This is a genomic window from Streptomyces sp. NPDC001351 (genome assembly GCF_042896045.1).
Taxonomy (GTDB): Bacteria; Actinomycetota; Actinomycetes; order Streptomycetales; family Streptomycetaceae; genus Streptomyces.
This window is the reverse complement of the sequence record NZ_JBIAWS010000005.1, coordinates 371,723-396,888: the sequence shown is the minus strand read 5'-3', so window position 1 is coordinate 396,888 and position 25,166 is coordinate 371,723. Positions and strand designations below refer to the sequence as shown.

Genomic DNA, 25,166 nt, shown 5'->3' with positions numbered 1-25,166 from the left:
TCAGTAACGGGCGGCGGCCCACCGCATGTCAACGGCGGTGAGCGCCAACGCCAGTGGCCCCGGTGCCAGCAACGCCAGCGGCACCAGCACCCAGGCACACACAGCGGCCGTCGCCACCGCGAGGAGCACCAGGCCGCTGCCGCCCATGTCCCGTACCGCGTCCCGGGCGGCCTCGCGCAGAGCGGCCGGCCAGTCGTCGAGGGATTCCGGGCGGGCGCAGGCCCTGAGGGCGGCCACGGTGGCGCAGGCGCCGATCGCGGCGGCGGTCACCGCGAACAGCGGTGCCCCAGGCAGTCCCGCCCCCGCCCCCGCCAGCGCCAGGTCCGCGGCGAACAGCAGCGCACCCGCCAGGGCGGCGGCGCCTGCGACCAGGTCGCCCGCCCGCAGGCGCCGCCGCAGCAGGGCGAAGTAGCGGCCGGCGGTGACGGGCTGGTCCTCGCGCGCGCCCCGCAGGACCGCGCAGGCCGTCGACAGCGCGGCCGGGGCGGTCAGCAGCGGCAGACAGGCCGCGGCCGTGGCGAGGCCGACGCTCAGCATGTCGGCGAACAGGGTCATGCGCGGCCCGAAGACCTCGCCCGGCTCCCGCGTCCGCGTGTCCCCGCTCATCCCGTTCACCCCTTCAGTCCGGAGCTGGCCATGCCCTCCACCAGGAACCGCTGGAAGGCGAGGAAGAACAGCACGATCGGCAGCAGCGCGATCACCGACATCGCGAACATCGGCCCGAACGCCGACTGGCTGGAGGCGTCCACGAACGAGCGCAGCGCGAGCGTGAGCGTGAACTTGTCCGGGTCGAAGAGGTAGATCAGCTGGGTGAAGAAGTCGTTCCAGGTCCAGATGAACGTGAAGATCGCCGTGGTGATCAGCGCGGGGCGGGTGAGCGGCAGGATCACCTGGAAGAAGCTGCGGAAGGGACCGCAGCCGTCGATGCGCGCAGCCTCCTCGAGCTCCCTCGGCAGTCCGCGCATGAACTGCACGATCAGGAAGACGAAGAACGCCTCGGTGGCGAGGAACTTCGGCAGGATCAGCGGCCAGTACGTGTTCACCATGCCGAGCTTGTTGAAGATGATGTACTGCGGGATCAGCACCGCGTGGTGCGGCAGCATGATCGTCGCGATCATGAACGCGAACATGGGGCCGCGGAAGCGGAAGCGCAGCCGGGCGAAGGCATAGGCGGCGAGCGAGCAGCTGACGACGTTGCCGACGACCGCACCGCCCGCGATCAGCAGCGAGTTGCCGAGCAGCCGCCAGATGGACACGTCGTTCACGCCGTCCAGGGCGGTCTTGTAGTTCGACCACTCCAGATGACTGGGCAGCAGGTTGAGGCTCGCGATGACCTCGTCGGCCGGCTTCAGGGACGTGGCGAGCAGCCAGGCCAGCGGGTAGAGCATGACCAGCAGTGCGGCCGCACAGCCGACGTGTACGGCGATCCGGCCCCAGCGAACGGGCCTTCGGGCTAGGGCAGTTGTGGTCATCGCTCCCCCTCGGAGGCGTAGAAGACCCAGGAGCGCGAGGTGCGGAACAGCACCGCGGTGACGGTGCCGATGACGAGCAGCAGCACCCAGGCCATGGCGGAGGCGTAGCCCATGTGGGAGGCGACGAAGCCGCGGTCGTAGAGGTAGAGGGTGTAGACGAGGGTGGAGTCCGCGGGACCGCCCTTGCCGCCGCTGACCGCGAAGGCGGGGGTGAACACCTGGAACGCCTGGATGGTCTGCAGCACCAGGTTGAAGAAGAGCACCGGGGACAGCATCGGCACGGTGACGGACAGGAACTGCCGCCATCTGCCCGCCCCGTCCACCGCCGCCGCCTCGTACAGCTCGGCCGGTATCTGCTGCAGTCCGGCCAGGAAGATGACCATGGGCGCGCCGAACTGCCACACCGTCAGCAGCGCCACGGCGACCAGCGCCCAGCCGGGTTTGTCGACCCAGCCGCCGGTGCCGAAGAGGTTGTCCACGGTGCCGCCGTCGTTGAAGACCGCGCGCCAGACGAGGGCGATGGACATGGACGCGCCGAGCAGCGAGGGGGCGTAGAAGGCGGAGCGGTAGAAGCCCTTGCCGCGCTTCATGGTCTTGAGGGCGAGCGCGACCACGAGCGCGAGCGCCAGTTGCAGGGGGACCGCGATCACGACGTACGTCAGGGTCGTCACGACCGACCGCCAGTACCGCGGGTCCTCGGTGAACATCTGCGTGTAGTTGCGCAGGCCCACCCAGTGCGGCGGGTTGAACAGGTCGTAGTCGGTGAAGGAGAGATACAGCGACACGGCCATCGGCAGCAGCGTGAGGACACTCGCGCCGAGCACCCACGGGGACAGGAACACCCAGGCGGCGCCCTCGCGTTCGCGTTTGGGGCGACGCCCGGCGGCGGGCGCGGGGCGGGGCGGGCGTGCGGTGGGTGCGGGGATGTCGGTGGTGGTCATGACCTCAGCTCCGCCTTCGCCTCGGTGACATAGTTCTCGGCCGCCCGGCGCGGCGACATGCGCTCGTACGACACCTGGTCGTAGTCGCGCTGGAAGGTGGTCTGCAGGGCGTTGTCGCCGGAGGGCGGGGCCTGCGGCGGGTCCTTGAGGGTGCCCTCCAGGGAGGACTGGAAGTCGGCGACCGTCTTGTCGAAGTCCTTGAGCTGGGAGGCCGTCTGCTTGCGGATGGTCTCGTTGACGGGGATGCCGCGGGTCGCGCCGAGGATCTTCGCCGCCAGCTGGTCGTTGAGGAGGAAGTCGATGAGTGCGGCGGCCTCCTTGCGGTGGCCGGTGTGGGCTCCCACGCCGAGGAACATGGACGGCTTGAAGTACTGGCCGGGTGTGCCGTCCTCCCCCGACGGCATCGGCGCCAGCGCCACGCCGCCCTTGACGAGCGCGAGGTAACCGCTGGACGGGGCGTCCCAGTTGAAGTCGGCGGTGGCCTTGCCGCGGCCGAGCGGGGTGTTCTCGACGGAGCCGTCGAGCTGCGTGGTCTGTTCGGCCGGGGAGACGGCGCCCTCCCGGCGGAGCCGGTCGGTGAAGGTCCACCAGCGGGCGAGGTCGCCGGCGGTGAAGCCTAGGCCGCCGCCCTTGGTGTACAGGGCCTTGCCCTGGCCGCGCAGCCACACCTCGAAGGCGTCCTCGCTCTGGCCCGGGTCGGTGGCACCGGGCCTGCCGGTCCTCCTGGCCAACTCCCGTACACCGTCCGCCCATTGACTCCAGGTCCAGCCCTTGCGCGGCAGGGGCACCCCGGACGCCTTCCAGGCCGCGACGTCGTAGACGACGGTCTCGGTGCCGCGGCCCTGGGGAATGGCGTACTGGGTGCCGTTCACCCGGCCGGTGGCCAGCAGGCCCGGGTCGATCTCGGCGGTGCGCAGGACGTCCTTGACCTTGCCGAGGTCGAGCAGGACATGTCCGGAGGCGTACTGGTCGATCTGGCGGTAGTCGAGCTGCATCACATCGGGGGCGTCCCCGCCCGTGGCCTGGATGGCGAGCTTCTGCTTGTAGGCGTCGTAGCCGGAGAACGACGTCTGCACCCGCACGTTCGGATGCTGCTTCTCGAACAGGGCTACGGCCTGCTCGGTGCGTGCCGCGCGGTCGGGGTTGCCCCACCAGGTGTAGCGCAGCACGACCTTGCCGCCGCCGGCCGTCTCCCCGGATCCCCCGCAGCCGGCCAGCACCGCGCTGAGCACGAGTGCGGCGGCCGCTGCGCAGAACCCCTTTGTCCTGTGTCCGGGCATGCCGAGGTCACCTCTTTCCTCACAACTGCTTGCTCTCAGGGCCGGCCGGTCACCACGCCAGACCCGCCAGGTGGCCGGCCACGCGGTCGCGGTCCCAGGCGCCGTCGGCGACGACGAGCCGATAGCGGTAGGCGAAGGACTCGCCGGGCGGCAGCTCGAACTCCTCGAAGAACGCCCAGGAGAACGCGACCGTGGGGATCGGTTCGGAGCGCACGAACCAGTGCGAGTCGTGGATCGCCGACTGCCCGTCGAGGTTCTCGGGTGCGTGGGCGAAGACGAGCGTGGAGTGCGCGTCGACGTCGTCGTGCTCGGTGGTGAAGGCCAGCCAGGGGCCCTGGGTGCCCATCAGCTTGCCCGCGTCCGTGCCCGCTCCCCCGTCGAGGTCGGGGCCGAAGGCGGTGCCGCCGGTGAAGTCGCGGGGGCCGCGCCACTGCAGACCGGTGTAGCCGGCCATCTCACGGCCCTCGGTGGTGGGCGAGCCGAAGGCCAGCGGCTCGCCGCGGAGGTTGGTGAGGTGGATCGACCAGTCCAGGGCCCAGGCCCCGGCCTCCTCGTCGACCGAGTGGACGGTGAGCCCGCGCTCCTCGCGTGCCCACTCGGCGCCGCCGTTCTCCACCCAGGTGAGGGCCTCGGTGAAGGCGAGCCGGTCGTCCTCGACCGTGAACGCGGGGAAGCCGTCGTGGCGCATCGAGCCGATGCGGTCGGGCAGCGGCAGATAACCACTGCCGTGGACATAGCAGTTGCCGCCCCAGAAGTTCTGCCCGGAGAGATGACTCGCCGTCATCTGCAGGCCTTTGTGCCAGCGGTGGTCGCTGGGCCGGTAGCCGGTCACGGTGCGTCCGGCGAGGGTGCGCACCGGGTGCGCGTAGGGCTTGCGCGCCTCGAAGGCATCGGGGTCGGGACGGTAGACGTAGCGGAGGATCTCGGTGCCGTCCGGCGCCGCGACCGCGATGTGGTCGCCGTAGGCGTGACTGACGCGAATGCTCATGCGCACTCCTCGGGGCGCAGTGGGGGGATGGTCGCCATGCCTGGCCTCGTTGCAGAAAGCGCTTGCGCCCGAAGGTGACCTTAGGTGCGGGGGAATGTCAGGACAACCCCCGTGCAGCGATGGGCGTCCGCGCGGGCGAACGGGCGGAGGCGAGCGGACTCATCGCTCCCCCTCCCGCCCGGAATTGGTATGGACCTCCTCTCGATCCCCCGCTAAGCTCTGCCGCGCATGAAGTGAGAGCGCTCTCAACGTTCTGCTGTTCCACCCCCACCCTGCTGGAACAACGAAGGGGCCCCTCCCTTGAGACGCACAACAGCCATGCGCACCGCGCTGTCCGCACTCCTCCTGCTCGGCAGCTGGGCCACCGCGAGTGCCGTACCGGCCTCCGCCGCCGACTCCCCCTCACACTCCCCCGAACCGCCGGCCTCCGCCTCGCTCCTCTCCGCGATGCGGCACGACCTGGGCCTGACGGAGAGTCAGGCCGAAGCGCGCCTCACCGCCGAGAAGAGGGCAACGGCCGTGGAACGGAAGGCGAAGCGTGCCGCCGGGCGGTCGTACGGCGGCTCCTGGTTCGACGCGGGAAGCGGCAAGCTGACCGTCGCCGTCACCCGTGGCGCGAACACCGAGGCCGTGCGCGCGACCGGCGCGACCGTACGACTCGTGCAGTACAGCGCGCGGCAGCTGGATGCGGCGAAGGCACGCGTCGACGCACTCTCCGCGCCCACGGGCGTCGCCAGTTGGTACGTCGACGCCAAGGCCAACAAGCTGGTCGTGAACGTCGTCGCCGCACACCTCCATGACAACGATGTCCGGGTGTTTCTGGCCCGAGCTCGCCAGGCCGGCCCGGTCACGGTGCGGCAGACCGCCGACGTACCCCGGACCTTCGCCGCCGGCACTGTGGGCGGCGACCCGTACTACACCGGCAACGTCCGCTGCTCCATAGGCTTCTCGGTGTACGGCGGCTTCGTCACCGCCGGGCACTGCGACCAGCACACCGGCGCGGTGTACGGCTGGGACGGCTCCTACGTCGGCGACTTCCAGGGCTCTTCGTTCCCGGACAACGACTACGCCTGGGTGAACGTGGGCAGCGGCTGGTGGACCGTGCCGGTGGTCCTCGGCTGGGGCACGGTCTCCGACCAGCTCGTGCGCGGTTCCGCCGAAGCCCCCGTCGGTGCGTCCATCTGCCGCTCCGGCTCCACCTCGCACTGGCACTGCGGCACCGTCCTGGCCAAGAACGAGACGGTCAACTACAGCCAGGGCGCCGTCCACGAGCTGACGAAGACGAGCGTCTGCGCCGAGCCGGGAGACTCGGGCGGCTCCTTCATCAGCGGCGACCAGGCACAGGGCGTCACCTCCGGCGGCTGGGGCAACTGCAGCTCCGGGGGCGAGACCTGGTACCAGCCGGTCAACGAGATCCTCAACCGGTACGGGCTGACCCTGCAGACCGCCTGAGTCTGCACTGCCGTCACCGAGCGGGCTTCGCCACAGACAAACCAGCGAAGCCCGCACCGGCCTTGGGCAGGCACGAGGGCTCATCGGAACGCGGCCACATGGCCCTGCGCCCAGTCGGCGAACGGGCGGGGCGCGCGGTAAAGGACCCGCTCGACGTCAGGGCCGATGCGCAGCTCGGCAGGATATGAGCTCGCCGAAACCGGTACGGTCCGCCCCCCCAGACCGCCCAAGGCTGCACTGCCGTCACCGAGCGGGCTTCGCCACGCACCAACCGGCGAAGCCCGCACCGGCCTTGGGCAGGCACGAGGGCTCATCGGAACGCGGCCACATGGCCCTGCGCCCAGTCGGCGAACGTGCGGGGCGCGCGGTAAAGGACCCGCTCGACGTCGGGGCTGATGCGTTGTTCGGCAGGTGTGGGCTCGCCGAGAATGTCGAGCGTCGTGTCGACCACGGGCTCGGGCAGGAAGTGCAGCATCTGTGCGCGGGCCTCGTCGCGGGTCTGCTCGATGAAGCGCACCGGTTCGCCGAGCGCGGCGCCGATCGCTTCGGCCTGCTGCCGGGGCGTGGTGAGGGCGGGTCCGGTCAGCTCGTAGGTCCGTCCGGCGTGGCCGTCCTCGCGCAGGGCCGCGGCGGCGACCTCGGCGATGTCGTCCGGATCGATCGTGGGCAGGCCGATGTCGGCGAACGGCGCGGCGATCGCTCGTCGGGTGCGCACCGACTCGGCCCAGGCGTAGGTGTTGGAGTTGAAGCCGCCGGGCCGCAGGATCGTCCAGTCGAGGCCCGACTGCCGGACGGCATCCTCGATGGCGCGTGCGACACCCCCGTGCGAGGCCGACTCCGGCCGGGTCGCGACCCCTTGGGAGGAGAGCAGCACGACTCGTTCGATCCCGCCGGTCTTGGCGACGTCGAGAATGTCCCGCGGGCTGAGCAGATGCGCGCTGGGGCCGCCGTTCTGCAGAAACAGCGCCTCGGCGCCGTCGAACACCGGCCGGAGGCTTTCCGGATCGGTCAGGTCCGCCTGCCGGTGCCGGACGCCGTGCGGCGCGTCAGCGGCCGATACGGCCCGGGATGTCGCGGTCACCTGCTCACCGCCGGCTGCGAGGCTCTGCACGAGCGATCGGCCGACGTTGCCAGTCGCCCCCGTCACTACGATCACGGTCAACTCCCCTGTTGGTTCGGTGTGTTGTCGATGCCCAGAGCGGGCCTGAACGCCACGGAGTGCTGTTTCCCGGGCGCCTCCAGGACGCTAACACCGCCGGTATAGTAGGTACCTAGGGGAAAGTGGCTATCCCGGAGGGATGCGCATGGCGGTCAAGGGCATGCCGGCGGCAACCGCCGGGACCGATCCGGAAGTTGCCTGTCCGATCGGTCCGGTCGTGGACATCGTGTTCAGCCGGTGGACCACACCGATCCTGTGGAGCCTGCACACGTACGGCCGGCAGCGGTTCGTCGAGCTGGAGCGGCGCATCGCGAGGATCACGCCGAAGGTCCTGACCCAGCGGCTGAGGCAGCTGGAACGCGACGGGCTCGTCGTGCGCACCTATCACCCGGAGGTCCCGCCCCGGGTCGAGTACGAGATCAGCGAACTCGGCCGCAGCCTCGCCCCGCTCTTCGCGCATCTCGCCGCATGGTCCGCCGACAACCTCGAAAAGGTCGAGCGGTCCCGGCAGGAGTACGACGCCGATTCGGCCTGAGGGCCTGCCGCTCCCGCAGACTCCGTCAGCGCTCCTGCGGTGAGCGCGGCGCCCGCTGCTTCGATACGGCGGCAGTGCCCGAGGCGGTCGCCCTGAGGAGGCGGCGGAAGGTGGGGCACTCCATATGGCTCGGGGCAGGGCAGGCTGCGGCATGCCGCAAGGAGTCGCGCAGGACGCCGAGTTCGCGGATCGTGCGGTCCAGCTCCTCCGCCTTGGCCGCAAGCACCTGACGGTCGATGCGCGGCTGTCCGTCCGGCGCGAACATGCGCGCGATCTCGTCGAGGGAGAACCCGGCGGTGCGCCCCATCGCGATCAGCGCCAGGCGATCCAGTACGGCGGGGTCGTACTGACGGCGCAGACCCCGCCGGCCACTCGCGGCGATCAGCCCCTTTTCCTCGTAGAACCGCAGGGTGGAGGCGGGTACTCCGGCGCGCTGCACCACCTCGGCGATGTCCAGCTCTGTCATCCTCTTTACCTCAAGTCGACTTGAAGTGGCACGGTGTCATCTCGACCGGACGAAGGCAAGCGGAGGAGGCGATCATGGACGTCAGGCGCGGGAGCGAGGACGATCAGGCGGCCCGTTGGAAGGGGCCCGGCGGCAATGCCTGGGTGGAGCTGCAGGGGGTGCTGGACGAGATGTTCAAGCCCTTCGAAGACCTGCTCGTCGAGGCCGTGGCCACCGGGCGCGCGGGCCGTGTGCTCGATGTGGGCTGCGGCACCGGGGGTGTCACGCTGGCCGTCGCGCGGCAGCTCGGTGCGGCAGGCCGCAGCGTGGGCGTCGACATCTCAGAACCGGTGATCGCCGCCGCCCGGGCGCGCGCCGAACGCGAGGGCGCACCGGCGTCCTTCGTCCTCGCCGACGCCCAGGACCACGCTTTCCGGCCCGCCGCCTTCGATGCCGTCGTCTCACGCTTCGGTGTCATGTTCTTCAAGGACTCCGTGCGGGCGTTCACGAACCTCCGGCGCGCCGCGAAGGACGGGGCCCTGCTGCGGTTCATCGCTTGGCGCGACCCCGCGGAGAACCCGTTCATGACGACGGCCGAACGCGCCGCGGCGCCGCTGCTGCCCGACCTGCCCGTGCGCCGCCCGGACGAGCCGGGGCAGTTCGCCTTCGCGGACCCCGACCGGGTCCGCCGCATCCTGGCGGAGAGCGGCTGGACCGGGATCGACATCCGGCCGATCGACGTGTCCTGTGCCCTGCCCGAGAGCGAGTTGGTCCACTACCTCACCCGGCTCGGCCCGGTCGGTCTGGCCCTGGGCGGCGTCGACGAGCAGACCCGCGCACAGGTCATCGACACGGTCCGCGCCGCGTTCGACCCCTTTGTACAGGGCACGGAGGTCCGCTTCACCGCCGCGTGCTGGCTGGTCGACGCCCGCGCGTCGGCCACCTCGGCCGCCCGCTGACCCGGGTCGAGGGCTCCGCGGCCGCGAAACTTTCGCGTATGCGGCAGCCCGTTGCCGGGCGCGGGTGACTGGCGCATAGTGAGGACTCCGTACGACGGGGTGAAGGAACAGGATGCAGCCGAAGAAAGCCCTGGTGGTCCGAGGCGGTTGGGAGGGGCACCGGCCGGTCCAGGCCACGGAGTTGTTCCTGCCCTTCCTCGAAAGCAGCGGTTTCACGGTCCGGGTCGAGGAGTCGACCGATGTCTACGCCGATGCCGCCGAGATGGCCCGCACCGACCTCGTGGTGCAGTGCATCTCGATGTCGGAGATCAGCGCCGAGCAGGTGTCGGGACTGAGCGCGGCGGTCGCGGCCGGCACCGGTTTCACCGGCTGGCACGGCGGCATCGCCGACTCGTTCCGCGCCTCCTCCGACTATCTCCAGCTGGTCGGGGGCCAGTTCGCCTGCCACCCCGCCAAGGAGCCGTGCGAGCGCCGGGGCGAGGCGGAGGACAACTTCCTGCCGCACACCATCGACATCACCGAGCTCGGCCGTGCGCACCCCGTCACCGAGGGGCTCGACGACTTCGAGCTGTGCACCGAGCAGTACTGGGTGCTCCACGACGACCTGATCGACGTCCTCGCCACCACCACGCACCCCGCCCGCCCCTGGCAGCCCTGGCAGCGGCCCGTCACCTCACCGGCGATCTGGACCCGGCAGTGGGGCGCCGGGCGGATCGTGGTGACGACACCGGGGCACAGCCTGGACGTACTGGAGAACCCGAACGTCCGCACCGTCATCGAGAGGGGCATGCTGTGGGCGACGCGCACCGCATCGGCGTCGTAGGGCTCGGTGTCATCTCCCGCGCGTATCTGGACACGCTCCTCGGCCATCCCGCCGTACGCGTCACCGCGGTCGCCGACCTCGACGCCGCACGGTCGGCCGCGGTCGCCGCCGAGCTGCCCGACGCCCGGGCGCTGACCGTCGAGGAGCTGCTGAGCAGCCCGGACGTGGACACGGTGCTGAATCTGACGGTCCCCGCCGCCCACGCCGAGATAGCCCTGGGCGCCATCGCCCACGGGAAGAACGTCTACGGGGAGAAACCGCTGGCCGCCGCCCTCGTCGACGCCCGGGCCGTCGTGGAAGCCGCCGAGAAGGCGGGGGTCGGCGTGGGATGCGCGCCGGACACCGTCCTGGGCACCGGAGTCCAGACGGCACGGGCGGCCCTGGAGGCGGGGAGCATCGGGCGCCCCCAGTTCGCCTCGGCCGTCATGGTCACCCCGGGACACGAGCGCTGGCATCCCCACCCCGACTTCTACTACACCGCCGGGGGCGGCCCCCTGCTCGACATGGGGCCGTACTACCTCGCGTCCCTGGTCCATCTGCTGGGTCCGGTGCGTGCCGTGATCGGGGCGGCCGGCCGGCTGCGCACCGAGCGCGTGATCGGTTCCGGCCCGCGCGCGGGCGAGCGGATCCCGGTCGAGGTGGACAGCCATGTCTCCGGTGTGCTCGAACATGCCGGTGGCGCCCTGACCACGATCACGACGAGCTTCGACGGCGTGGCCACCACGGCCGCACCGATCGAGGTCCACGGCGAGACCGGCACGCTCACGGTGCCGGATCCCAACCACTTCGACGGCGAGGTGCGGCTCTTCGAACTCGGCGGCACCCAGTGGCGCACGCTCCCGCCGTCGGCGGGTTACGTCGACGGCGCACGCGGCCTCGGACTGCTCGACTTCCTCACCGCCGACGGGCGGCGGACGCCTCGCGCGAGCGGCGCTCTCGCCCTGCACGTGCTGGAGACGATGACCGCTCTCCTCCGCTCGTCGGCCGAGGGACGCCGCATCGAACTGACGACCTCGGCACCGCCGCCGGCGCTGGTTCCGCTCACGGCCGCCGAGACGTGGAGGGAACCGGCCGCCGGCCGAACCGCCGCACGGTGAAACCGCCGGCCCGCACCAGCTTGCCCTGGCCATGGACGTGCTGTCAGGCAGCTTCGGAGGCCAGGTCCCTGCCGCAGGGCTCCGCGTCGGCAACGGACTCGCTGAGGGCCGGTTTACGGATCAGGAGCAGCGCCGCGTCGTCGTGGAGACGGCCGCCGACATGGGCCAGCAGTTCGTCGTGGAGCGCGCCGAGGGTGCGGGCCGGGTCGTCGGACACGTGGCGCGTCAGCCCCTCGTCGAGCGGATAGAACGCGCGGCCGCGGTCGCGGGCCTCGGTGACGCCATCGGTGTAGAGCAGCAGCTGGTCCCCTTCGGCGAAGGGCAGCACCTGGAGGTGAGGGGTGTGATCGGTGAGCGCGCGCAGCCCGAGGGGCGGGGCCGGGTGCGGGGACTCCACCGCGGTGACGCAGCCGTCCCCGCGCACCAGCAGCGGGGGCGCGTGTCCGCAGTTCACCAGCTCCAGCTGCCCGGCGCTCGGGTATCCGGCGACCACGGCGGTGACGAAGTCGTCGCTGCCGAGGTTGCGGGCGAGGCTCCGCTCGATCCTGTCGACGACGGCCAGGAGATCGGGCTCGTCGTAGGCGGCCTCCCGGAAGATCCCGAGCACCAGCGCGGCGGTCCCCACGGCCGGCAGCCCCTTTCCGCGCACGTCGCCGACGATCAGCCGTACCCCGTACGGGGTGGGGATCAGCGCGTAGAGGTCGCCGCCGATACGGGCCTCGGCCGCGGCGGCGCTGTAGCGGACGGCCACCTGGAAGGGGCCGACGGTCGCCGGGACGGGCGTGAGCAGCGCATGCTGGGCGGTCTCCGCGACCGAGCGGACGGCGGCGAGCACGCGTTCGCGGCGTCCGCGCAGCGCGCTGGCCAGACCGCTGGCCAGGGTGACGGCCGCCAGGGCGGACAGTACGGCCACCAGCTCACCGTCCGGAACACCGTTGCGGAAGCCCAGCGCGCCGCCCAGCGCCGCGGCGAGCAGGCCGACGCACAGGACCCCGCGCGGGCCGTTGGTGGTGGCGGCCAGAGCGGGCCCGGCCGCGAGCATCGGCAGCCAGGTGATCCCGGCCCCGCCGGCCAGGTCGGCGAGCACGATCACGGAGACGATCAGCACGGGCAGGACGGGTGCCCCCGCGGCCAGCTGCGCGACTGCGCGTCTGAGCGACTGTACGGGCCAGTGTCCGCCGCCATGGTCTCGGGCCTGACTCATCTTGTGTCTGCTGTCCTCACCTGTGTGGGGCACGTCGGTCCTGGGGCCCACCACTGAAATGTCCGTTTCATCCAGGAAACGCGGTGGGCCCAGACCGTCACAAGCGGAGGTTTTTCAGATAGTGAGCGACAGGCTCCTCGTCACACGGTCCGCTGTCGGGAGCAGTCGTGCCCGGATCGCCGGCAGGCGGGAGAGCCGCTCCGCCGGCATCGAGACGCCGAGCGAGCCGAGGGTGTCACCGCTGTAGACGGGGACGGCGACACAGACCGTGCCCAGCGAGTACTCCTCCAGGTCCGTGACGGCCGGGGCCACGGGTGAGGCGTCCAGCCGCCGCAGCAGCTCCGGCCGGCTGGTGATCGTCCGCGGGGTGAGGTCGGCGAGGTGGTGCCGGGACAGGTAGTCCTCGCGGGCCTCGTCGTCCAGTTCCCGCAGCACGGACTTGCCCAGCGCGGTGGCGTGCCCCGCGTCCTCGAACCCCACCCACAGGTCGACTCGGGGTGCCCGGGCGCTGTCGACGATCTCGGCGACGCGGATCTCGCCGTCCTCGTAGAAGGTGAGGTAGGCGGCGGTGGCGAACTCGTCCCGCAGTGCGGCGAGCGTGGGGCGGACGCGGCTGAGCAGTGCCTGTCCACGGCCCGTGGCCTCCAGCGTCCGCAGTCTGTCGCCGAGCACGAAGCCGCCGTCGCCCAGCTTCCGCAGGTATCCGTCGTGGACCAGCGTCCGCAGCAGGTGATAGGCGGTGGCCAGGGGCAGCCCCGTCTCCCGTGCCAGCTGTTTCGCCGGCGCGCCGTTCTCGTGCGCGCTCGCCGCCTCCAGCAGCCGGAAGGCCCGCTGGACGGAAGTGATCAGCGTGGGGCCGTCGTGCTCACCCATGTGACCAGCGTGCGTCAGGCGCACAGGGCGCGCAACAACTCGCCCGGTAACCGGCCAAGTCACAGGTCGTATTTCCGGGACATCGACCAGGGTAGTGAGTCATTCCTCGAATTCGGCGCGCCGCCGGATGTTCCGGGGATATTTCTTATTAGCCTCCACAACTGCACGAAGTCGATCTATCGCAGGTCGCATCCACTTCACTCCACCGGAGATGACATGCACCAGCTTCGCAAGGCTGCCGTCCTGGTCGCCGCCGTCAGCGTCGGACTCCTGGGTGCCGGCACCGCTCAGGCCCACGACGACGGCGGGAAGGGCGGCGGCGGCAACACCGTCCTGCAGAGCACCACCTGCAGGTCACACGACCTGAACCTGGACATCCTCGGCCAGGTCGGACTGCTCAACGGCCTGCTGGGCGGCGCGCTCAACGGCGAGGGCAACGAGGGCGCGCAGTCGACCTCGCTGGGCTCGTCCATGGGCTGCAACAACAGCGTCGGCGGCAAGTAACACAAAAGCTCACCACGGTGCCCCGGCCGCAGGCCGGGGCACCGTGGTTTTCCCATGCCCGGAAAAGCAGGTCGACCGCCGCGACCCCAGAAAGCCGAAATGCCGGATCGGGAACCTGCCCGGTCCGGCATTCGCGAATACAGACGATTGATTTCTCCTTGGCGGAGGTCTTTCCATCACGGATCTGCGGGCGACAGGACTTGCGCTTGCTCCCGAGCGCAATCAAGACAGCAGCCCGGGCGCGCACCCTGGTGGGTCTGCGCGTCCGGGCTGCCTTTTGCCGCTCTGACGGATGTGGGCCGACCGGGGTGCGGGCTACGGAGCCGCTCGCACCCTTGGCGCCTGGCTACTTGTCGCTCGCATCCTTGGAAACCGGGGCGTCCTTGGAAACCGGGGCGACGAACGCATCGATGAACCGATTGAGATCCAACTCCGGCACCGTGTATCTGGGTGACTGCTCCGGCGTCGCCTTCTTGGAACTCACCGCCGGCGCGAAGTGCCACTGCGGGGTGACTTCGGTGGCCTGCCGCGGCCCGTCGGCGTCGTCGGCGAAGCCGACACCGACACCGAGAACGGACAGCCCGCCCACCGCTACGGCTACGACCGCAGCGCGCTGAAACCTGCGCATGGTTGACCCTTTCTCACCTGGGCGCGAGGCCCTGGATTGACTACTTAGTGTGAGCATATACATCCACTAAGTAGTAATTTGGGATCTTGGGCACCTCCAATACTCCATTTCGCCCCGCAGCGCATCCGCAGGAGTCCGGCGTCACGGCCTCGGTTCCGCGTTCGGCGTGCCGTTCGCTCCCCCAGCACTGGTCTCAGCCCCGTCCGGCCTACAACACCGATGCGCTACGCCTTCCGGGGGCGGGCGTGTCGGAACAGGCGCCCGCGGCGCATGCCGTGAGCCACTGGTCGAAGTCGGCGTCGTAGCGGGTACCGATGCCGGAGGTGTAGACGGCGTAGCCGCCCGTGTAGTCGCCGACCCGGAAGCGGGCGAGCATGCGCTGGATGTCGGCGGGGTGGTTCTCGAACATGTAGCGGACCGCGAGATAGCCCCACGGGTAGGTGCGGATCACGTCGCTGTTCGCGTAGGTGTTCTGGAACAGCGTGCTCAGCAGGTAGGTGTGCTTGCCCGCCTCGCCGACGGCCTGCTCGTCGGTGATGCCCCGGTAGCCGTAGGAGACGTATTCGGCCAGGCCTTCGATCCACCAGACGTCCGGCACCGACGTCTGCCGGGTGAAGTCGCCCTTCATGTCGTAGCGGGCGTCGAGGAGGTGCGTGTACTCGTGGTTGAGGTTCCAGACGCGGGCCGTGAAGCCGTCGTCGGAGGGCTTCTGGTACATGATCGAGAGCGGCTGGTCGGCGGGGTCCGTCGGGTCCCCGGTCAGCGTGATGCCGCCGTTGTCCGTGCTGACGCCGTAGATCGCCCCGGCGTAGGTCTGGTAGTCCGCGCGGCTGGCGAAGACGACGAGCTGCACGGTCGACAGGTACTGGCCCGGTATCGGGCCGTCGTCCTTGACGAGGTCGTGGAAGTACGGGTCCTGGGCGCCGAGGTCGGCACATACGGCGTCGAGGTCGGCGGGGCTGAGCGCCTGGGCCCGGACGGTGTGGCTCGCGTCGCAGCTGTGGGTGAGGGGCAGGGCCGCGTCGGTCAGCCGGGCGGGCAGGTTGCAGATGTCGTAGTACGAGCAGTCGGGGCGGTCGTAGTAGTCGGCCTGGGTCGCCACCGCGACCCACAGCCCTGCCGTGGGACCGGTGATCTTCGAGGCGTTCAGCAGGTCCTTGGCCAACGGCTGGACCGTGGCGCGCAGCGCGGTGTGTTCGACGTAACGGGCGACGTTCATCCCGGCGTTGGAGTCCAGGTAGGCACGGTCGGTGCCGAGCAGGTCCAGGTGCCTGAGCGCGAAACCGTGCAGGGTCCGGGCGATGCCCGGGTCGGCGGTCACCGCGCTGACGTAGTCCGGGTTCCAGTTGCCGCGCCAGAGCGGGGTGTAGACGTCGTTGACGGCGGTGAGCATGCTGGGGACCGCGTCGTAGGAGCTGTCATAGGCGTCGAGCAGGCGCTGATAGACCGTCAGATAGCGCGCCTGCTGGTCGGCGCTGTCGGTGAGGATGACGGTCTCGCCGAGTACGTCTCCGTTCGCCGCGCTGACGTCCCCGGAGTGCCGGTTGGCGAAGAAGGCGTCCAGGCCGCGGGTGGTGGCCCGGGCCAGGGACGCGCCGTAGGTTCCGACGTCGGACGGGTGGTTGAACTGGACGTAGTAACCGGCCCTCAGGAACAGCACGAGCTGCCGCACCCCGGCAAAGTCGTCGCCCCGATAGCGTTGCGCCTCGCGTGTGAAGGCCTTCGCCACGGTGACCATCTGGGACTGGCGGAAGATGTCGCGGGCGTTCGTGCCCGTCACGGCGAACAGGGTGTTGACGCAGCCCGCGGTCGAGGCTTCGACGAAGGCGACGAGCGCCGGACCGGTCCTGCTCGCGAAGTCCGCCGGGGTGCACGAGACCGGCTTCGGTTTGGGTTTCGGGCCTCTCTCCGTGGCGGGCCGGGTCCGGGAAGGGGTCGGCTTCAGCGGGGGCAGCTGGGGCGTGGTGAGCGGGCGGCTCTGTACGGCCGGCTGGTCGGTGGCGGTGGCCGTGGAACCGGTGGGCGGCGGTGTCTGCCGGGCCAGTGCCGTGGGGGTGGCGCCGTGCCGAGCGGCGGGTGCCGCGAGCGCCGGCGCCGACAGCAGGCCCGCGAGGGTGGTGCAGACGGCGAGGGTGACGGCGGCGCGTCTGGGCAGCGCGAAGAGGCAGCGCCTCTCTGGACTCCTCTGCGGAGGGATGCGCCTCGATACGGATGTTGAGGCGCGTGAGGCACCATCTCAGCGCCGGATGCCGCCAACAATGGAATGTGACATAGCACTGTGCAGCGACCGGCCATAACACGCGGACGGCCCGTCGTCGGCGGACGGCCCAAGGGGTCCGCCCGCCCCCTACGCTCCGCTCCCCCGCCAAGTACGCGCGGCCCACGCCCTCAAGTGCGGTGACCTCCCGGCGAGTTCGCGGTACGCGCAAGCAGCGGAGTGGAACAGCTCCTCCACCACGTCCTCGGCAACGGCCTCACGCCGCCAGGCCAGCACATAACGGCACCACAGCGGTGTACCGATCAGCGGCCTGATCACCACCTCCGGGATCGGCCGCAGCGTCGCCTGCACGACGGACACCCCGAGGCCGTCGGCGATCATGCTCTGCAACTGCAGCTGGTCACCGAGGAATTCATGTACGGCGACCGGTGAGAACCCGGCCGCCGCACAGGCCGTGTAGAAGACGCCCGGCCAGCCCGCTCCGTCATCCGGTGTCAGGAACCAGGCGTCCTCGGCCAGATCGGCGAGCGAGACCTGGGCGCGGTGTCCGAGGCGATGGCGGGTGGGCAGCGCCACGAAGGTGGGCTCGGTGACGATTCCTCGGTGGGTCACCGTGTCCGCATGCTTCAGTTCCATCCCGGGGTAGTCCGCCGCCACGGCCGCGTCCACCTCGCCGTCCTCCAGGAGTTCGACGATCCGCGAGGAGGAGTACACGCTGCTGACAGCGAGCGTGACGTCCGGCAACCGCGCCCGGACCCGGGAGACCATGCCGGACAGCACCGGCGAGTTGGTCGCCGCGACGCGCAGGGTCCTACGACCGGTCGTGGCACCGGCGGCCGGACGGCACCCGATCGCCGCGGCGCGGGCCAGGACGTCGCGGGCCTGGGCGACCACCTCGACGCCGTACCGTGTCGGCCTGACGCCCGTCGCCCCGCGCTCGAACAGCGGCTGCCCGAAGTGGCGCTCGATCCGCCGGAGTTGGGTGCTCATGGCGGGTTGCGAGTAGCCGAGGTCCGAGGCGGCGCGGCCCACGCTCCCGGCATCCGCGATCGCACACAGGACGCGCAGATGCCGAAGCTCCAGGTCCATCCGTACGCTCCCCTGCCGCCGTGGACAGGAAGCGTTCCATCACGCCGCCCCGCACACAAGACGCAGGTCAGCCACCCTCCGGCTGAAGGAACCGACCTGCGCGCTACGTCGGCGGCGGCTGCGTTTCGGCGCTCGCACTCTCTTCGCCGCCACCAGGAGCCGTCAGGGTCTCCTCACGCTGCTTCTTCAGGGCGAGTTCCCTGGCCGTCTTCTCCGAGTGCAGCCTCATCTCAGCCTCTGTCCGAAGATCGAACACCGGTACCTCCTTTACCGTACGACGGTTACATCTTTGCCTTTAGATTACCTTGCGGATGGGGTCGAAGTCACGGCCGAATGTGCGCAACATGCGCCGCGTCAGTCCACGGGCCACGTGTGCGCGGGTACGTTGAGGTGCATGTAGTCCATGTATGCGGTGGTCATCCGGCGCAGCGCCTCCTGGCGGTCACAGGTGTCGGTCTTCTCCAGGTGGTGGACCGTCTCCGCCTGCCACAGGGCGCCGTTGCGGGCCGTGACGCAGCGCTGCTCGATGATGCCGAGCAGGGGTTCGCGCCAGGTCGCGTCCATGCCGGCCAGTTCGAGGCCCCGGTGGGCCAGCGGCAGCAGGCGCCGCAACACCAGTTCCGTGACCGGGACTTCGCCCGCACCGGGCCAGTACAGCCGGGCGTCGATGCCGTCGCGGGCGGCGGCGTGCAGGTTCTCCTCGGCGACCGCGAAGGACATCCGCGTCCACACCGGCCGGTCCTCGTCGACCAGGGCGCGGGTGAGGCCGTAATAGAGGGCGCCGTTGGCGATGATGTCGGCCACGGTGGGGCCTGCCGGCAGGACGCGGTTCTCGATGCGCAGGTGCGGGCCGCTGTCGGTGACGGCGTACACGGGGCGGTTCCAGCGGTAGATGGTGCCGTTGTGCAGGGTGAGTTCGCCCAGTTCCGGGACACCGCCGCCGTCGAGCGTCGCCTGCGGGTCCTCCTCGTCGCACAGCGGCAGCAGGGCCGGGAAGTAGCGGACGTTCTCCTCGAAGAGGTCGAAGACGCTGGTGATCCACCGCTCGCCGAACCACACCCGCGGCCGTACGCCTTGAGCCTTGATCTCCTGCGGGCGGGTGTCGGTTGCCTGCTCGAACAGGGGAATGCGGGTCTCGCGCCACAGCTCCCGGCCGAAGAGGAAGGGCGAGTTCGCGGCCAGAGCGACTTGTACGCCCGCGATGGCCTGGGCCGCGTTCCAGTAGGGCGCGAACTCCTTCGGGGCGACCTGCAGATGGAACTGGGTGCTGGTGCAGGCCGCCTCGGGGGTGATGGCGTCGGCGTACATCGACAGGCGCTCCACGCCGTCCACCCGGATGCGCAGGTCCTCGCCGCGTGCCGCGAAGATCTGCTCGTTGAGCAGCTTGTACCGCGGATCGCCGGAAAGGGCGGACTCGCCCACGTCCGACTCCCCCAGCGTCGGCAGGATGCCGATCATGATCATGTGTGCGCCCACGTCGGAGGCGCGTTCCTCGGCGTGGTTGAGGGCGTCGCGGATTTCCTGCTCCCAGGCACCGGGCCCGCCGGCCGTCAGCTGCCGGGGCGGGATGTTGATCTCCAGGTTGAAGCGGCCGAGCTCGCTCGACCAGGCGGGGTCGGCGATCGCCTGCAGCACCTCGGTGTTGCGCATCGCGGGCCGTCCGTCGCCGTCCACGAGGTTGAGCTCGATCTCCAGCCCGACCTGGGGGCGCTCGCTCTCGAAGCCCGACTCGCGCAGCATCTGCGCCAGCACGTCCAGACAGAGGTGCATCTTGTCCCGGTAACGGCGGCGGTCCTCCCGCGTGAACACCAGGGCAGGTACGTCACGTCCCATCGGGCCCTCCCGAGTCCCCTCGGCGGTCACCTCACGTCCCAGCGTCCCACCTCGAAGGGGTCCAGCACAGTCGGCGACCCGCCGGTCACGAGAAGTGCCGGACGGTACGACGGAGGGTGAATGGCGCGGCACCTGTGCTGAACTCGGTCGACACAGTGAGGAGCGACGCCGATGAGCAGACCGCAGTCCGAGTTCCACCGTCCCGAGGCGCCCTGGCTGCGACCGCCCGGGGCAGCCGACGGCGTGTGGGAGCAGATGCTGGCCGAGGATCCGCGGACCGGGGACGCCACCGTGCTGCAACGCTACGAGCCGGGGACGGACACGAGCGCGCAGGGCAGCGTCCGGCACGACTACTTCGAGGAGGTGTACCTCGTCGAAGGCTCGCTGACCGACCTGCGCCTCGGCGAGACGTTCACCGCGGGGATGTACGCGTACCGGCATCCGGGAATGGAGCACGGGCCGTGGACAAGTGCGGAAGGCGTGCTGATGCTCGTCAGGCGAGGGTCGGCATGAGGGCACCGAGCCGACGGACCTCCGGGCTGAAAAACGTTTTAGCCGCCGTCGGGGTAGACTTGCGTCGCCCATGAGGACCACGTCGTGCCTGGTCGCACGGCTGTCACAGCGAGGGGGGTGGACGCCATCCCGGTTCGCCCCGCCCGGATCCAGGACGTCGCAGCCGCCGCCGGAGTGTCGGTGTCGACGGTGTCGAACGTGCTGAACCGCCCGGAGCGCGTCAACGCGGCCACGGCCGAGCGGGTCCGTGACGCGGTCGCGGCGCTCGACTACGTACCCCATCCGGGCGCCGCGGGACTGCGCACGGGCCACACGTCCTCGATCGGCCTGGTCCTGCCCGACGTGACCAACTCCTTCTACGCGCGCATCGCACGGGGCGCCGCCGACGCCGCCTACGACCACGCTTATTCCCTGGTGCTCTGCCACAGCGGGGACGCCCCGGAACGCGAGCAGGGCTACTTCACCATGCTCGTCGAACAGCGGGCCGTCGGCGCCGTGGTCGTCCCGCTCAGCGCCGACCCCAGCCGGCTCACACGACTGCGCGAACGGGGCATTCCCCTGGTGCTGGCGGACCGTGCGATGCCCGCGCAGGACGGCTGCTCCGTCTCCGTCGACGACATCGCCGGCGGCCGCATCGCCGTGCAGCACCTCCTGGAGTGCGGGGCGCGCGACATCCTCGTCGTGAACGGCGAACGGTCGATACGGCAGTGCGCCGACCGCTACCAGGGCGCCCGGCAGGCCGTGCGCACCCGGCGCGAGGCACGCCTGGGCCAGGTGGTCGCCGAGGAGATGACGGTGGCGTACGGCATGGAGATCGCCCAGGGGCTCGACGAGCTGCCCGACGGGGTGTTCTGCACCAACGACTTCCTCGCCGCCGGACTCTGCCGGGGCCTGGCCGAACGGGGTGTGAAGGTTCCCGAGGACGTGCAGGTGGTGGGGTACGGCGACCTCGACATCGCGAGCTTCGTGGGGACGACCCTGACGACGGTCCGGCAGCCCGTCGAGGATCTCGGCCGGGCCGCCGTGGAGATGCTCCTCGACGAGGTGGAGGCCCGCGCCGAACACGCCCACGAGACAAGGGTGTTCGCGCCGGCCATCGTCCTGCGGGACTCCACCCGCTCACTCACCGGCGGCTGACTCCGGGATCCGCAGCGTCACCGGCCCCAGCAGCCCCGATGTCAACTGGGAGGGGAAGGCCCAGGCGGTGGGGGTGGCTTCGGCGAAATACGGGGCCAGGGTGTTGTGGACGGTCACGTCGATCCGTACGGTGCGCCCGGCGGCACCCCGCAGCTCGAAACGGTACGGCGCGCAGAACGCCTCGCCGACCGGCTCCCCGTCGAGCAGTACCGCGACGCTCCCCCGCACCCGCCCCAGATCGAGCACCGGGTCCGGCCCGGCGGGCACCTCCACCTCACGCGAGTACGTCACACCGCCGCTCCAGCCGCCAAGACCCAGCGACCGCCAGTCCCCGAGCGGCAGCGGCGCCGCCACGGTACGGACGCGCACCGGCCCGCCCCAGGCCGAACCGCCCCGCAGCACGGCGGTCGGTTCGGTGATGACCTCGAACTCCGTTGGTTCGGAAAGAGGTTGAGTCAGGGTCAGTACCTGCCCTTCGAGTGGCTGTTCCGCGCCGTCCGCGGCCCTCACTCGTGCGGGCAGCGCCAGCGGCAGCCCGAGCGACACGGTCCCCGGAGGCACGGTGAAGCGGAAACGCTGTGCACGGGGTCGGACTTCGTCGGTGGACCGCACTGGCAGTACGGCCGTGCCGAGCACCGGTTCGCCGGTCAGCCACTCGGTGTCCGGCAACGGATGCGGTCGTACGGCGGCATGGCAGTGCTGCAACTCCCCCCACCTGCCCTCGTGTTCGACGGTAAGCCCGCGCCACTGCCCCGTCCCGGCCTCCCATCCGCCTCCGCTGACCAGCGCGCTCACACCTCCTTCCGGCACGAGGTCGACGAACACGGCATCCCGGGCGCGGACGCTGTCGGCCACGACGTCGAGCACGTGATCGCCCGCCGAGAGGGTCAGTTCGTGGCGGAAGAACATCGGCACGGCGCCCCAGTCGGACTCGTAGTACTCGACCTTCTCCTGCCGCGCCACGACGGCCCCGTCGAGCAGCAAGGTGACTCCCGCCGCGGCACCCACCACGAGCACCGCCCGCGCACCGCCGTCGGAGAGACACAGTCGGCCCCGGTAGGTGACGGCGCCGTCCGGCCGTGCACCGTCCGGAAGGCACATGAACTGCGGACGGGCCGCGAACCCGTCCGGGAGAGACAGGCAGAAGTAACTGCCCAACGGGGCTTGGGCCGTGGCCGAGATCATCGAGGGGCGGTCCTCGGCGTCGGACAGTTCGTACTCCAACACATTGCGGGGCCGGTCCACCTCCACCCGGGCGGACGCCAGGTATCCGCGGCCCGTGGGCAGCCGCTCACCGTTCCACCACACCCGCTTGGCCGCTGCCGCGCCGACGTGCAGATCGGCAGGCCCACGGTGGTCGGTCTCGAGGATCGACCGGACCCGGGCGACGGTTCCGGGGCCCGGCACCGGGACGCGTACGAACTCCTCGGACACCAGCCCCTTGTTGCCCAGCAGCCCGTCCGGGTCCGGGATCCCCCGGCTCGACGAGAACAGCGCCACGCTCCAGCTCTCGTCCCAGGGCACGAGGGGCTGTTCTCCGGCCAGGACCCGTGCGACGGACGTCCGGTCGAGGGGGTCGGGGGCCTTCGCGGCGGGCACCGGGGGCAGCACGCGTACCCGGTTGCCGTACGTCGCCCGGGTCCGCTCCCAGCGTGCGTCGGGGGCGTCGCTCTCGGTCCACCGCATGGTCCAGATCTGCGGTTCGCCGACGGACGACCCGGCGGGCAGCGCAAGGTCGCCCCACGTGTTGTCCATGGTGGGCGCCAGGCGGCCCGCCCAGCCGCCGGACAGGTCGATGGTCCGGGCCGGCTCGGGCGGTGGCGCGGGCCTCGGGGTCACCGGGGTGCCTTCCCGCCATACGACGAGGGCGGCGGGGGCGCCTTCCAGCGGCACGTCGATCGTCGAGACGCCGTCGGCGACGGTGACGTGCGCCGGGCGCCGGGCACCGGTCGCCGGGTTCCAGACCTCGGCCGCGGCGACCGGGGCGCGCACGGTGAGGGACCTGGTGGGGGCGTAGCGCGCGGGGTCGATGTCGTGGTGGCCCTCGGGCGGATGCGCGCGGGCGTCGGGGAAGGCCCCCGTCACCAGCGCGACCGCTTCCTCTCCGTGCCGCCGTACGAGCAGCGGCACGTCGGCGGTCGCGTAACCGGCAAGGTCCGCCACGGCCGCGGCGCCTGCCTCGGCGTCACTCGCCCGCTCCAGCCCGGGATGGGCACACAGCGCCGCCACGACGGTGTCGTCACCGGCCAGGCCCGCCGCGGCCGCCGGCGGGCGGCCCACTGCCACCACCCGTCCGCCGGCGTCGAGCAGTTCCGTCAGCCGTCGTGCCGTGTCCTGCTCCAGGACGCTCGCCGAGGGCAGCAGCACCGCCGTGTAGGCCAGGTCCCCGACCCGTAGGGCGCCTTCGGCGGGCGTGGCCCGCTGCACCGAGGCGTCGTCGATGACGTCGTAGGAGACGCCGTGCCGGTCCAGGGCGCCGATGTGGGGCCGCAGCCAGTTGTTGGTGCCGCACAGGTCGAGGTAGTGGCGCTGGGTCTCGTCGACCTCGGCGTGGCTCTCGCCGAGGCGGCCGTCGCCGAAGTGCTGGACCGGGGCGTCCAGCGGGATGAGGGACTGCATGGTGGTGGTGGGGTGCAGGACCGCGACGTCGGCGCTGTAGGTGCCCCAGGACAGGATCGAGCAGAGGCGGGCGACGGCCCGGGAGAAGGCGGGATACTGCGGCCAGTAGGGCTGGCGCCAGTCGGTGGACGGCGGCGCCCACTCGAACCAGCCGCCCGCGGTGCCGAAGTAACTGGCGTGCGGGTTGTACAGGTTGGCGCCGCTGCGCAGGAACGGCAGGAGCCAGTCGTAGGTGTCCTCGAGGGTGCCGCCCCAGCCGGAGGAGTGGAACGCCTCGATCCACACCCGCTCGTGTCCGTAGAGATGCGCCATGGAGGAGTGGACCTTGGAGTCGCCGTGGTGGTCGCTGCCCGCGGCGCCGTACCAGCGGTGGGTGCGGAAGTAGTCCGAGTAGATCTGGGTGGACTGGGCCGGGAAGCCGGAGCGGGCGGGGTGGCTCTGGTCGCAGCCCAGGAGCATGCCGCGTTCGTCGTGCCAGGCGGCGAGGGGTTGGAACAGGGCCTCTTCGGTGAGTTCGGCGCGGACCGCGTAGTAGTCGGCGCGGACCTTCGCGGCCCGAGCGGCGTCGGAGGTGTCGTGGAAGAGGGCCGGCAGCTCGTCGAGCAGGTCGTAGCCGCGGCGGGCGAGGAACTCCTCCGGGAAGCGGCGGCTCCAGGCGTTGGTGCCGGGCAGCTCGTCCTGGAAGCTTCCGGCGACGACATTGCCCAGGTACTCGGGGACACGGCGGTCGTACTCGTGGTGCACGGCGTCCAGGAGCAGGCGGACGGCACCGGGGTCCAGGTAGTCGAAGGCCGTGGGGACGGCGGTGACGAGCTGCACCTGGCTGCCGTCGGCGGCCGCGATCCGCGCCCTGCCGGTGGCGGACAAGCGCCGGCCCTCCGGCGAGTACGCGCCCACCAGGGTCTCCGGACTCCTCAGCGGGACGGCGCCGTCGGAGACGGTCGCCGTGCGGCAGCGCAGGGCGAGGCCGGCCGCCTCGGGATGCGAGCGGGTCACGCCTCCTTGCACATTGGCGCCGGAGAACCCGATCTGGTCGTAGAACCACAGGCGCATGCCCAGGTCCCGGGCGAACTCGCAGGCGTCGGTGAAGCGTGCCCACCACTCCTCGCCGAACCAGGGCGGATCGTCGGCGCGGGCACCGAAGCTCGGGCCCGCCGGCGCCAGATTGATCACCACGAGGTTGTGGACGCCGCCCTCGGCGAACCTGCGCATCTGCCAGGCGAGGCGCTCGCGGGTGACTTTCGCACCCGACCACCACCACAGGGGGGTGGGGCCGAAGTCCCTGGGCGGGTCGTCGAACAGCTGCTGCAGCGCGGAGGAGATCACGGACACGGTCCTTCCGAGTACGGCTGGGCACCTCAGGGATCAAAACGTTTTACATGGCTCTGGCCGCCGAC

General features: G+C 70.9%; 23 protein-coding genes. 8 read left to right on the top strand and 15 right to left on the bottom strand.

All coding sequences use genetic code 11. The features are described from left to right. The 5 genes from ACFY1U_RS20610 to ACFY1U_RS20590 are packed head-to-tail and all read right to left on the bottom strand — an operon-like array spanning position 1 to position 4,681. Positions 1 to 606, bottom strand: a complete 606-nt coding sequence (locus tag ACFY1U_RS20610) for a hypothetical protein (RefSeq protein WP_390695553.1) — start codon at positions 604 to 606, stop codon at positions 1 to 3. Positions 607 to 611: 5 nt separating this feature from the next. Beyond that, the gene (locus ACFY1U_RS20605) at positions 612 to 1,472 is read right to left on the bottom strand and encodes a carbohydrate ABC transporter permease (protein ID WP_390695552.1); all 861 of its coding nucleotides are present in this window, start codon (positions 1,470 to 1,472) and stop codon (positions 612 to 614) included. Further along, the gene (locus ACFY1U_RS20600; RefSeq protein ID WP_390695551.1) at positions 1,469 to 2,413 is read right to left on the bottom strand and encodes a carbohydrate ABC transporter permease; all 945 of its coding nucleotides are present in this window, start codon (positions 2,411 to 2,413) and stop codon (positions 1,469 to 1,471) included. The genes ACFY1U_RS20605 and ACFY1U_RS20600 overlap by 4 nt, the downstream gene beginning before the upstream one ends. After that, entirely contained in the window at positions 2,410 to 3,693 is a 1,284-nt protein-coding gene (locus ACFY1U_RS20595) for an ABC transporter substrate-binding protein (RefSeq protein ID WP_390695550.1), read from the bottom strand. Before ACFY1U_RS20595 ends, ACFY1U_RS20600 begins: the two co-directional genes overlap by 4 nt. Positions 3,694 to 3,742: 49 nt before the next feature. Then, entirely contained in the window at positions 3,743 to 4,681 is a 939-nt protein-coding gene (locus ACFY1U_RS20590) for a PmoA family protein (RefSeq protein WP_390695549.1), read from the bottom strand. A 318-nt stretch (positions 4,682 to 4,999) separates the two neighbouring features. Here ACFY1U_RS20590 and ACFY1U_RS20585 point away from each other — a divergent pair, with 318 nt between their 5' ends. Then, complete coding sequence (locus ACFY1U_RS20585) at positions 5,000 to 6,133, top strand: S1 family peptidase (RefSeq protein WP_390695866.1); 1,134 nt, start codon at positions 5,000 to 5,002, stop codon at positions 6,131 to 6,133. A 310-nt stretch (positions 6,134 to 6,443) separates the two neighbouring features. Here the strand turns inward: ACFY1U_RS20585 and ACFY1U_RS20580 are convergent, their stop codons facing one another. Continuing rightward, positions 6,444 to 7,289 (bottom strand): NAD(P)H-binding protein, encoded by an 846-nt coding sequence (locus tag ACFY1U_RS20580; protein ID WP_390695548.1) that lies wholly within the window; start codon positions 7,287 to 7,289, stop codon positions 6,444 to 6,446. 148 nt (positions 7,290 to 7,437) lie between these two features. Here ACFY1U_RS20580 and ACFY1U_RS20575 point away from each other — a divergent pair, with 148 nt between their 5' ends. After that, positions 7,438 to 7,827: a winged helix-turn-helix transcriptional regulator gene (locus tag ACFY1U_RS20575; protein ID WP_390695865.1), complete on the top strand. Its 390-nt coding sequence runs from the start codon at positions 7,438 to 7,440 to the stop codon at positions 7,825 to 7,827. A 25-nt stretch (positions 7,828 to 7,852) separates the two neighbouring features. On the opposite strand, the gene ACFY1U_RS20570 is transcribed toward ACFY1U_RS20575, so the two are convergent. Next, on the bottom strand, positions 7,853 to 8,293 hold the full coding sequence (locus ACFY1U_RS20570; protein WP_390695547.1) for a helix-turn-helix domain-containing protein: 441 nt from the start codon (positions 8,291 to 8,293) through the stop codon (positions 7,853 to 7,855). Positions 8,294 to 8,367: 74 nt separating this feature from the next. Here ACFY1U_RS20570 and ACFY1U_RS20565 point away from each other — a divergent pair, with 74 nt between their 5' ends. The 3 genes from ACFY1U_RS20565 to ACFY1U_RS20555 all read left to right on the top strand — a co-directional run bounded on the left by ACFY1U_RS20565 (position 8,368) and on the right by ACFY1U_RS20555 (position 11,151). After that, positions 8,368 to 9,231, top strand: a complete 864-nt coding sequence (locus ACFY1U_RS20565) for a class I SAM-dependent methyltransferase (protein WP_390695546.1) — start codon at positions 8,368 to 8,370, stop codon at positions 9,229 to 9,231. Positions 9,232 to 9,343: 112 nt separating this feature from the next. Further along, on the top strand, positions 9,344 to 10,054 hold the full coding sequence (locus ACFY1U_RS20560) for a ThuA domain-containing protein (RefSeq protein ID WP_390695545.1): 711 nt from the start codon (positions 9,344 to 9,346) through the stop codon (positions 10,052 to 10,054). Then, entirely contained in the window at positions 10,024 to 11,151 is a 1,128-nt protein-coding gene (locus ACFY1U_RS20555; protein ID WP_390695544.1) for a Gfo/Idh/MocA family protein, read from the top strand. Before ACFY1U_RS20560 ends, ACFY1U_RS20555 begins: the two co-directional genes overlap by 31 nt. Positions 11,152 to 11,194: 43 nt before the next feature. Here ACFY1U_RS20555 and ACFY1U_RS20550 read toward each other — a convergent pair whose 3' ends face one another. Both ACFY1U_RS20550 and ACFY1U_RS20545 read right to left on the bottom strand, forming a co-directional pair. Further along, a complete protein-coding gene (locus tag ACFY1U_RS20550; RefSeq protein WP_390695543.1) occupies positions 11,195 to 12,355 on the bottom strand; it encodes a PP2C family protein-serine/threonine phosphatase in 1,161 nt (386 codons plus the stop codon). Positions 12,356 to 12,469: 114 nt separating this feature from the next. After that, on the bottom strand, positions 12,470 to 13,228 hold the full coding sequence (locus ACFY1U_RS20545) for an IclR family transcriptional regulator (protein WP_390695542.1): 759 nt from the start codon (positions 13,226 to 13,228) through the stop codon (positions 12,470 to 12,472). Between the two features lie 216 nt (positions 13,229 to 13,444). Between ACFY1U_RS20545 and ACFY1U_RS20540 the strand changes: the two genes are divergently transcribed. Further along, entirely contained in the window at positions 13,445 to 13,732 is a 288-nt protein-coding gene (locus tag ACFY1U_RS20540) for a hypothetical protein (protein WP_390695541.1), read from the top strand. 346 nt (positions 13,733 to 14,078) lie between these two features. Here the strand turns inward: ACFY1U_RS20540 and ACFY1U_RS20535 are convergent, their stop codons facing one another. The 5 genes from ACFY1U_RS20535 to ACFY1U_RS20515 all read right to left on the bottom strand — a co-directional run bounded on the left by ACFY1U_RS20535 (position 14,079) and on the right by ACFY1U_RS20515 (position 19,500). After that, positions 14,079 to 14,360 (bottom strand): hypothetical protein, encoded by a 282-nt coding sequence (locus ACFY1U_RS20535; protein ID WP_390695540.1) that lies wholly within the window; start codon positions 14,358 to 14,360, stop codon positions 14,079 to 14,081. A 208-nt stretch (positions 14,361 to 14,568) separates the two neighbouring features. Continuing rightward, positions 14,569 to 16,515 (bottom strand): collagenase, encoded by a 1,947-nt coding sequence (locus ACFY1U_RS20530; RefSeq protein ID WP_390695864.1) that lies wholly within the window; start codon positions 16,513 to 16,515, stop codon positions 14,569 to 14,571. 192 nt (positions 16,516 to 16,707) lie between these two features. Beyond that, entirely contained in the window at positions 16,708 to 17,667 is a 960-nt protein-coding gene (locus ACFY1U_RS20525) for a LysR family transcriptional regulator (protein ID WP_390695539.1), read from the bottom strand. Positions 17,668 to 17,770: 103 nt separating this feature from the next. After that, positions 17,771 to 17,896, bottom strand: coding sequence for a hypothetical protein (locus ACFY1U_RS20520; RefSeq protein WP_390695538.1), 126 nt, complete (start codon positions 17,894 to 17,896; stop codon positions 17,771 to 17,773). Positions 17,897 to 18,021: 125 nt separating this feature from the next. Then, positions 18,022 to 19,500, bottom strand: coding sequence for a glutamate--cysteine ligase (locus tag ACFY1U_RS20515; RefSeq protein ID WP_390695537.1), 1,479 nt, complete (start codon positions 19,498 to 19,500; stop codon positions 18,022 to 18,024). A gap of 171 nt (positions 19,501 to 19,671) precedes the next feature. Here ACFY1U_RS20515 and ACFY1U_RS20510 point away from each other — a divergent pair, with 171 nt between their 5' ends. Beyond that, positions 19,672 to 20,013 (top strand): cupin domain-containing protein, encoded by a 342-nt coding sequence (locus ACFY1U_RS20510; protein ID WP_390695536.1) that lies wholly within the window; start codon positions 19,672 to 19,674, stop codon positions 20,011 to 20,013. Between the two features lie 117 nt (positions 20,014 to 20,130). Next, positions 20,131 to 21,150, top strand: coding sequence for a LacI family DNA-binding transcriptional regulator (locus tag ACFY1U_RS20505; protein WP_390695535.1), 1,020 nt, complete (start codon positions 20,131 to 20,133; stop codon positions 21,148 to 21,150). Here the strand turns inward: ACFY1U_RS20505 and ACFY1U_RS20500 are convergent. Next, a complete protein-coding gene (locus ACFY1U_RS20500; RefSeq protein WP_390695534.1) occupies positions 21,133 to 25,095 on the bottom strand; it encodes a glycosyl hydrolase in 3,963 nt (1,320 codons plus the stop codon). The genes ACFY1U_RS20505 and ACFY1U_RS20500 overlap by 18 nt on opposite strands. Positions 25,096 to 25,166: the final 71 nt, after the last annotated feature.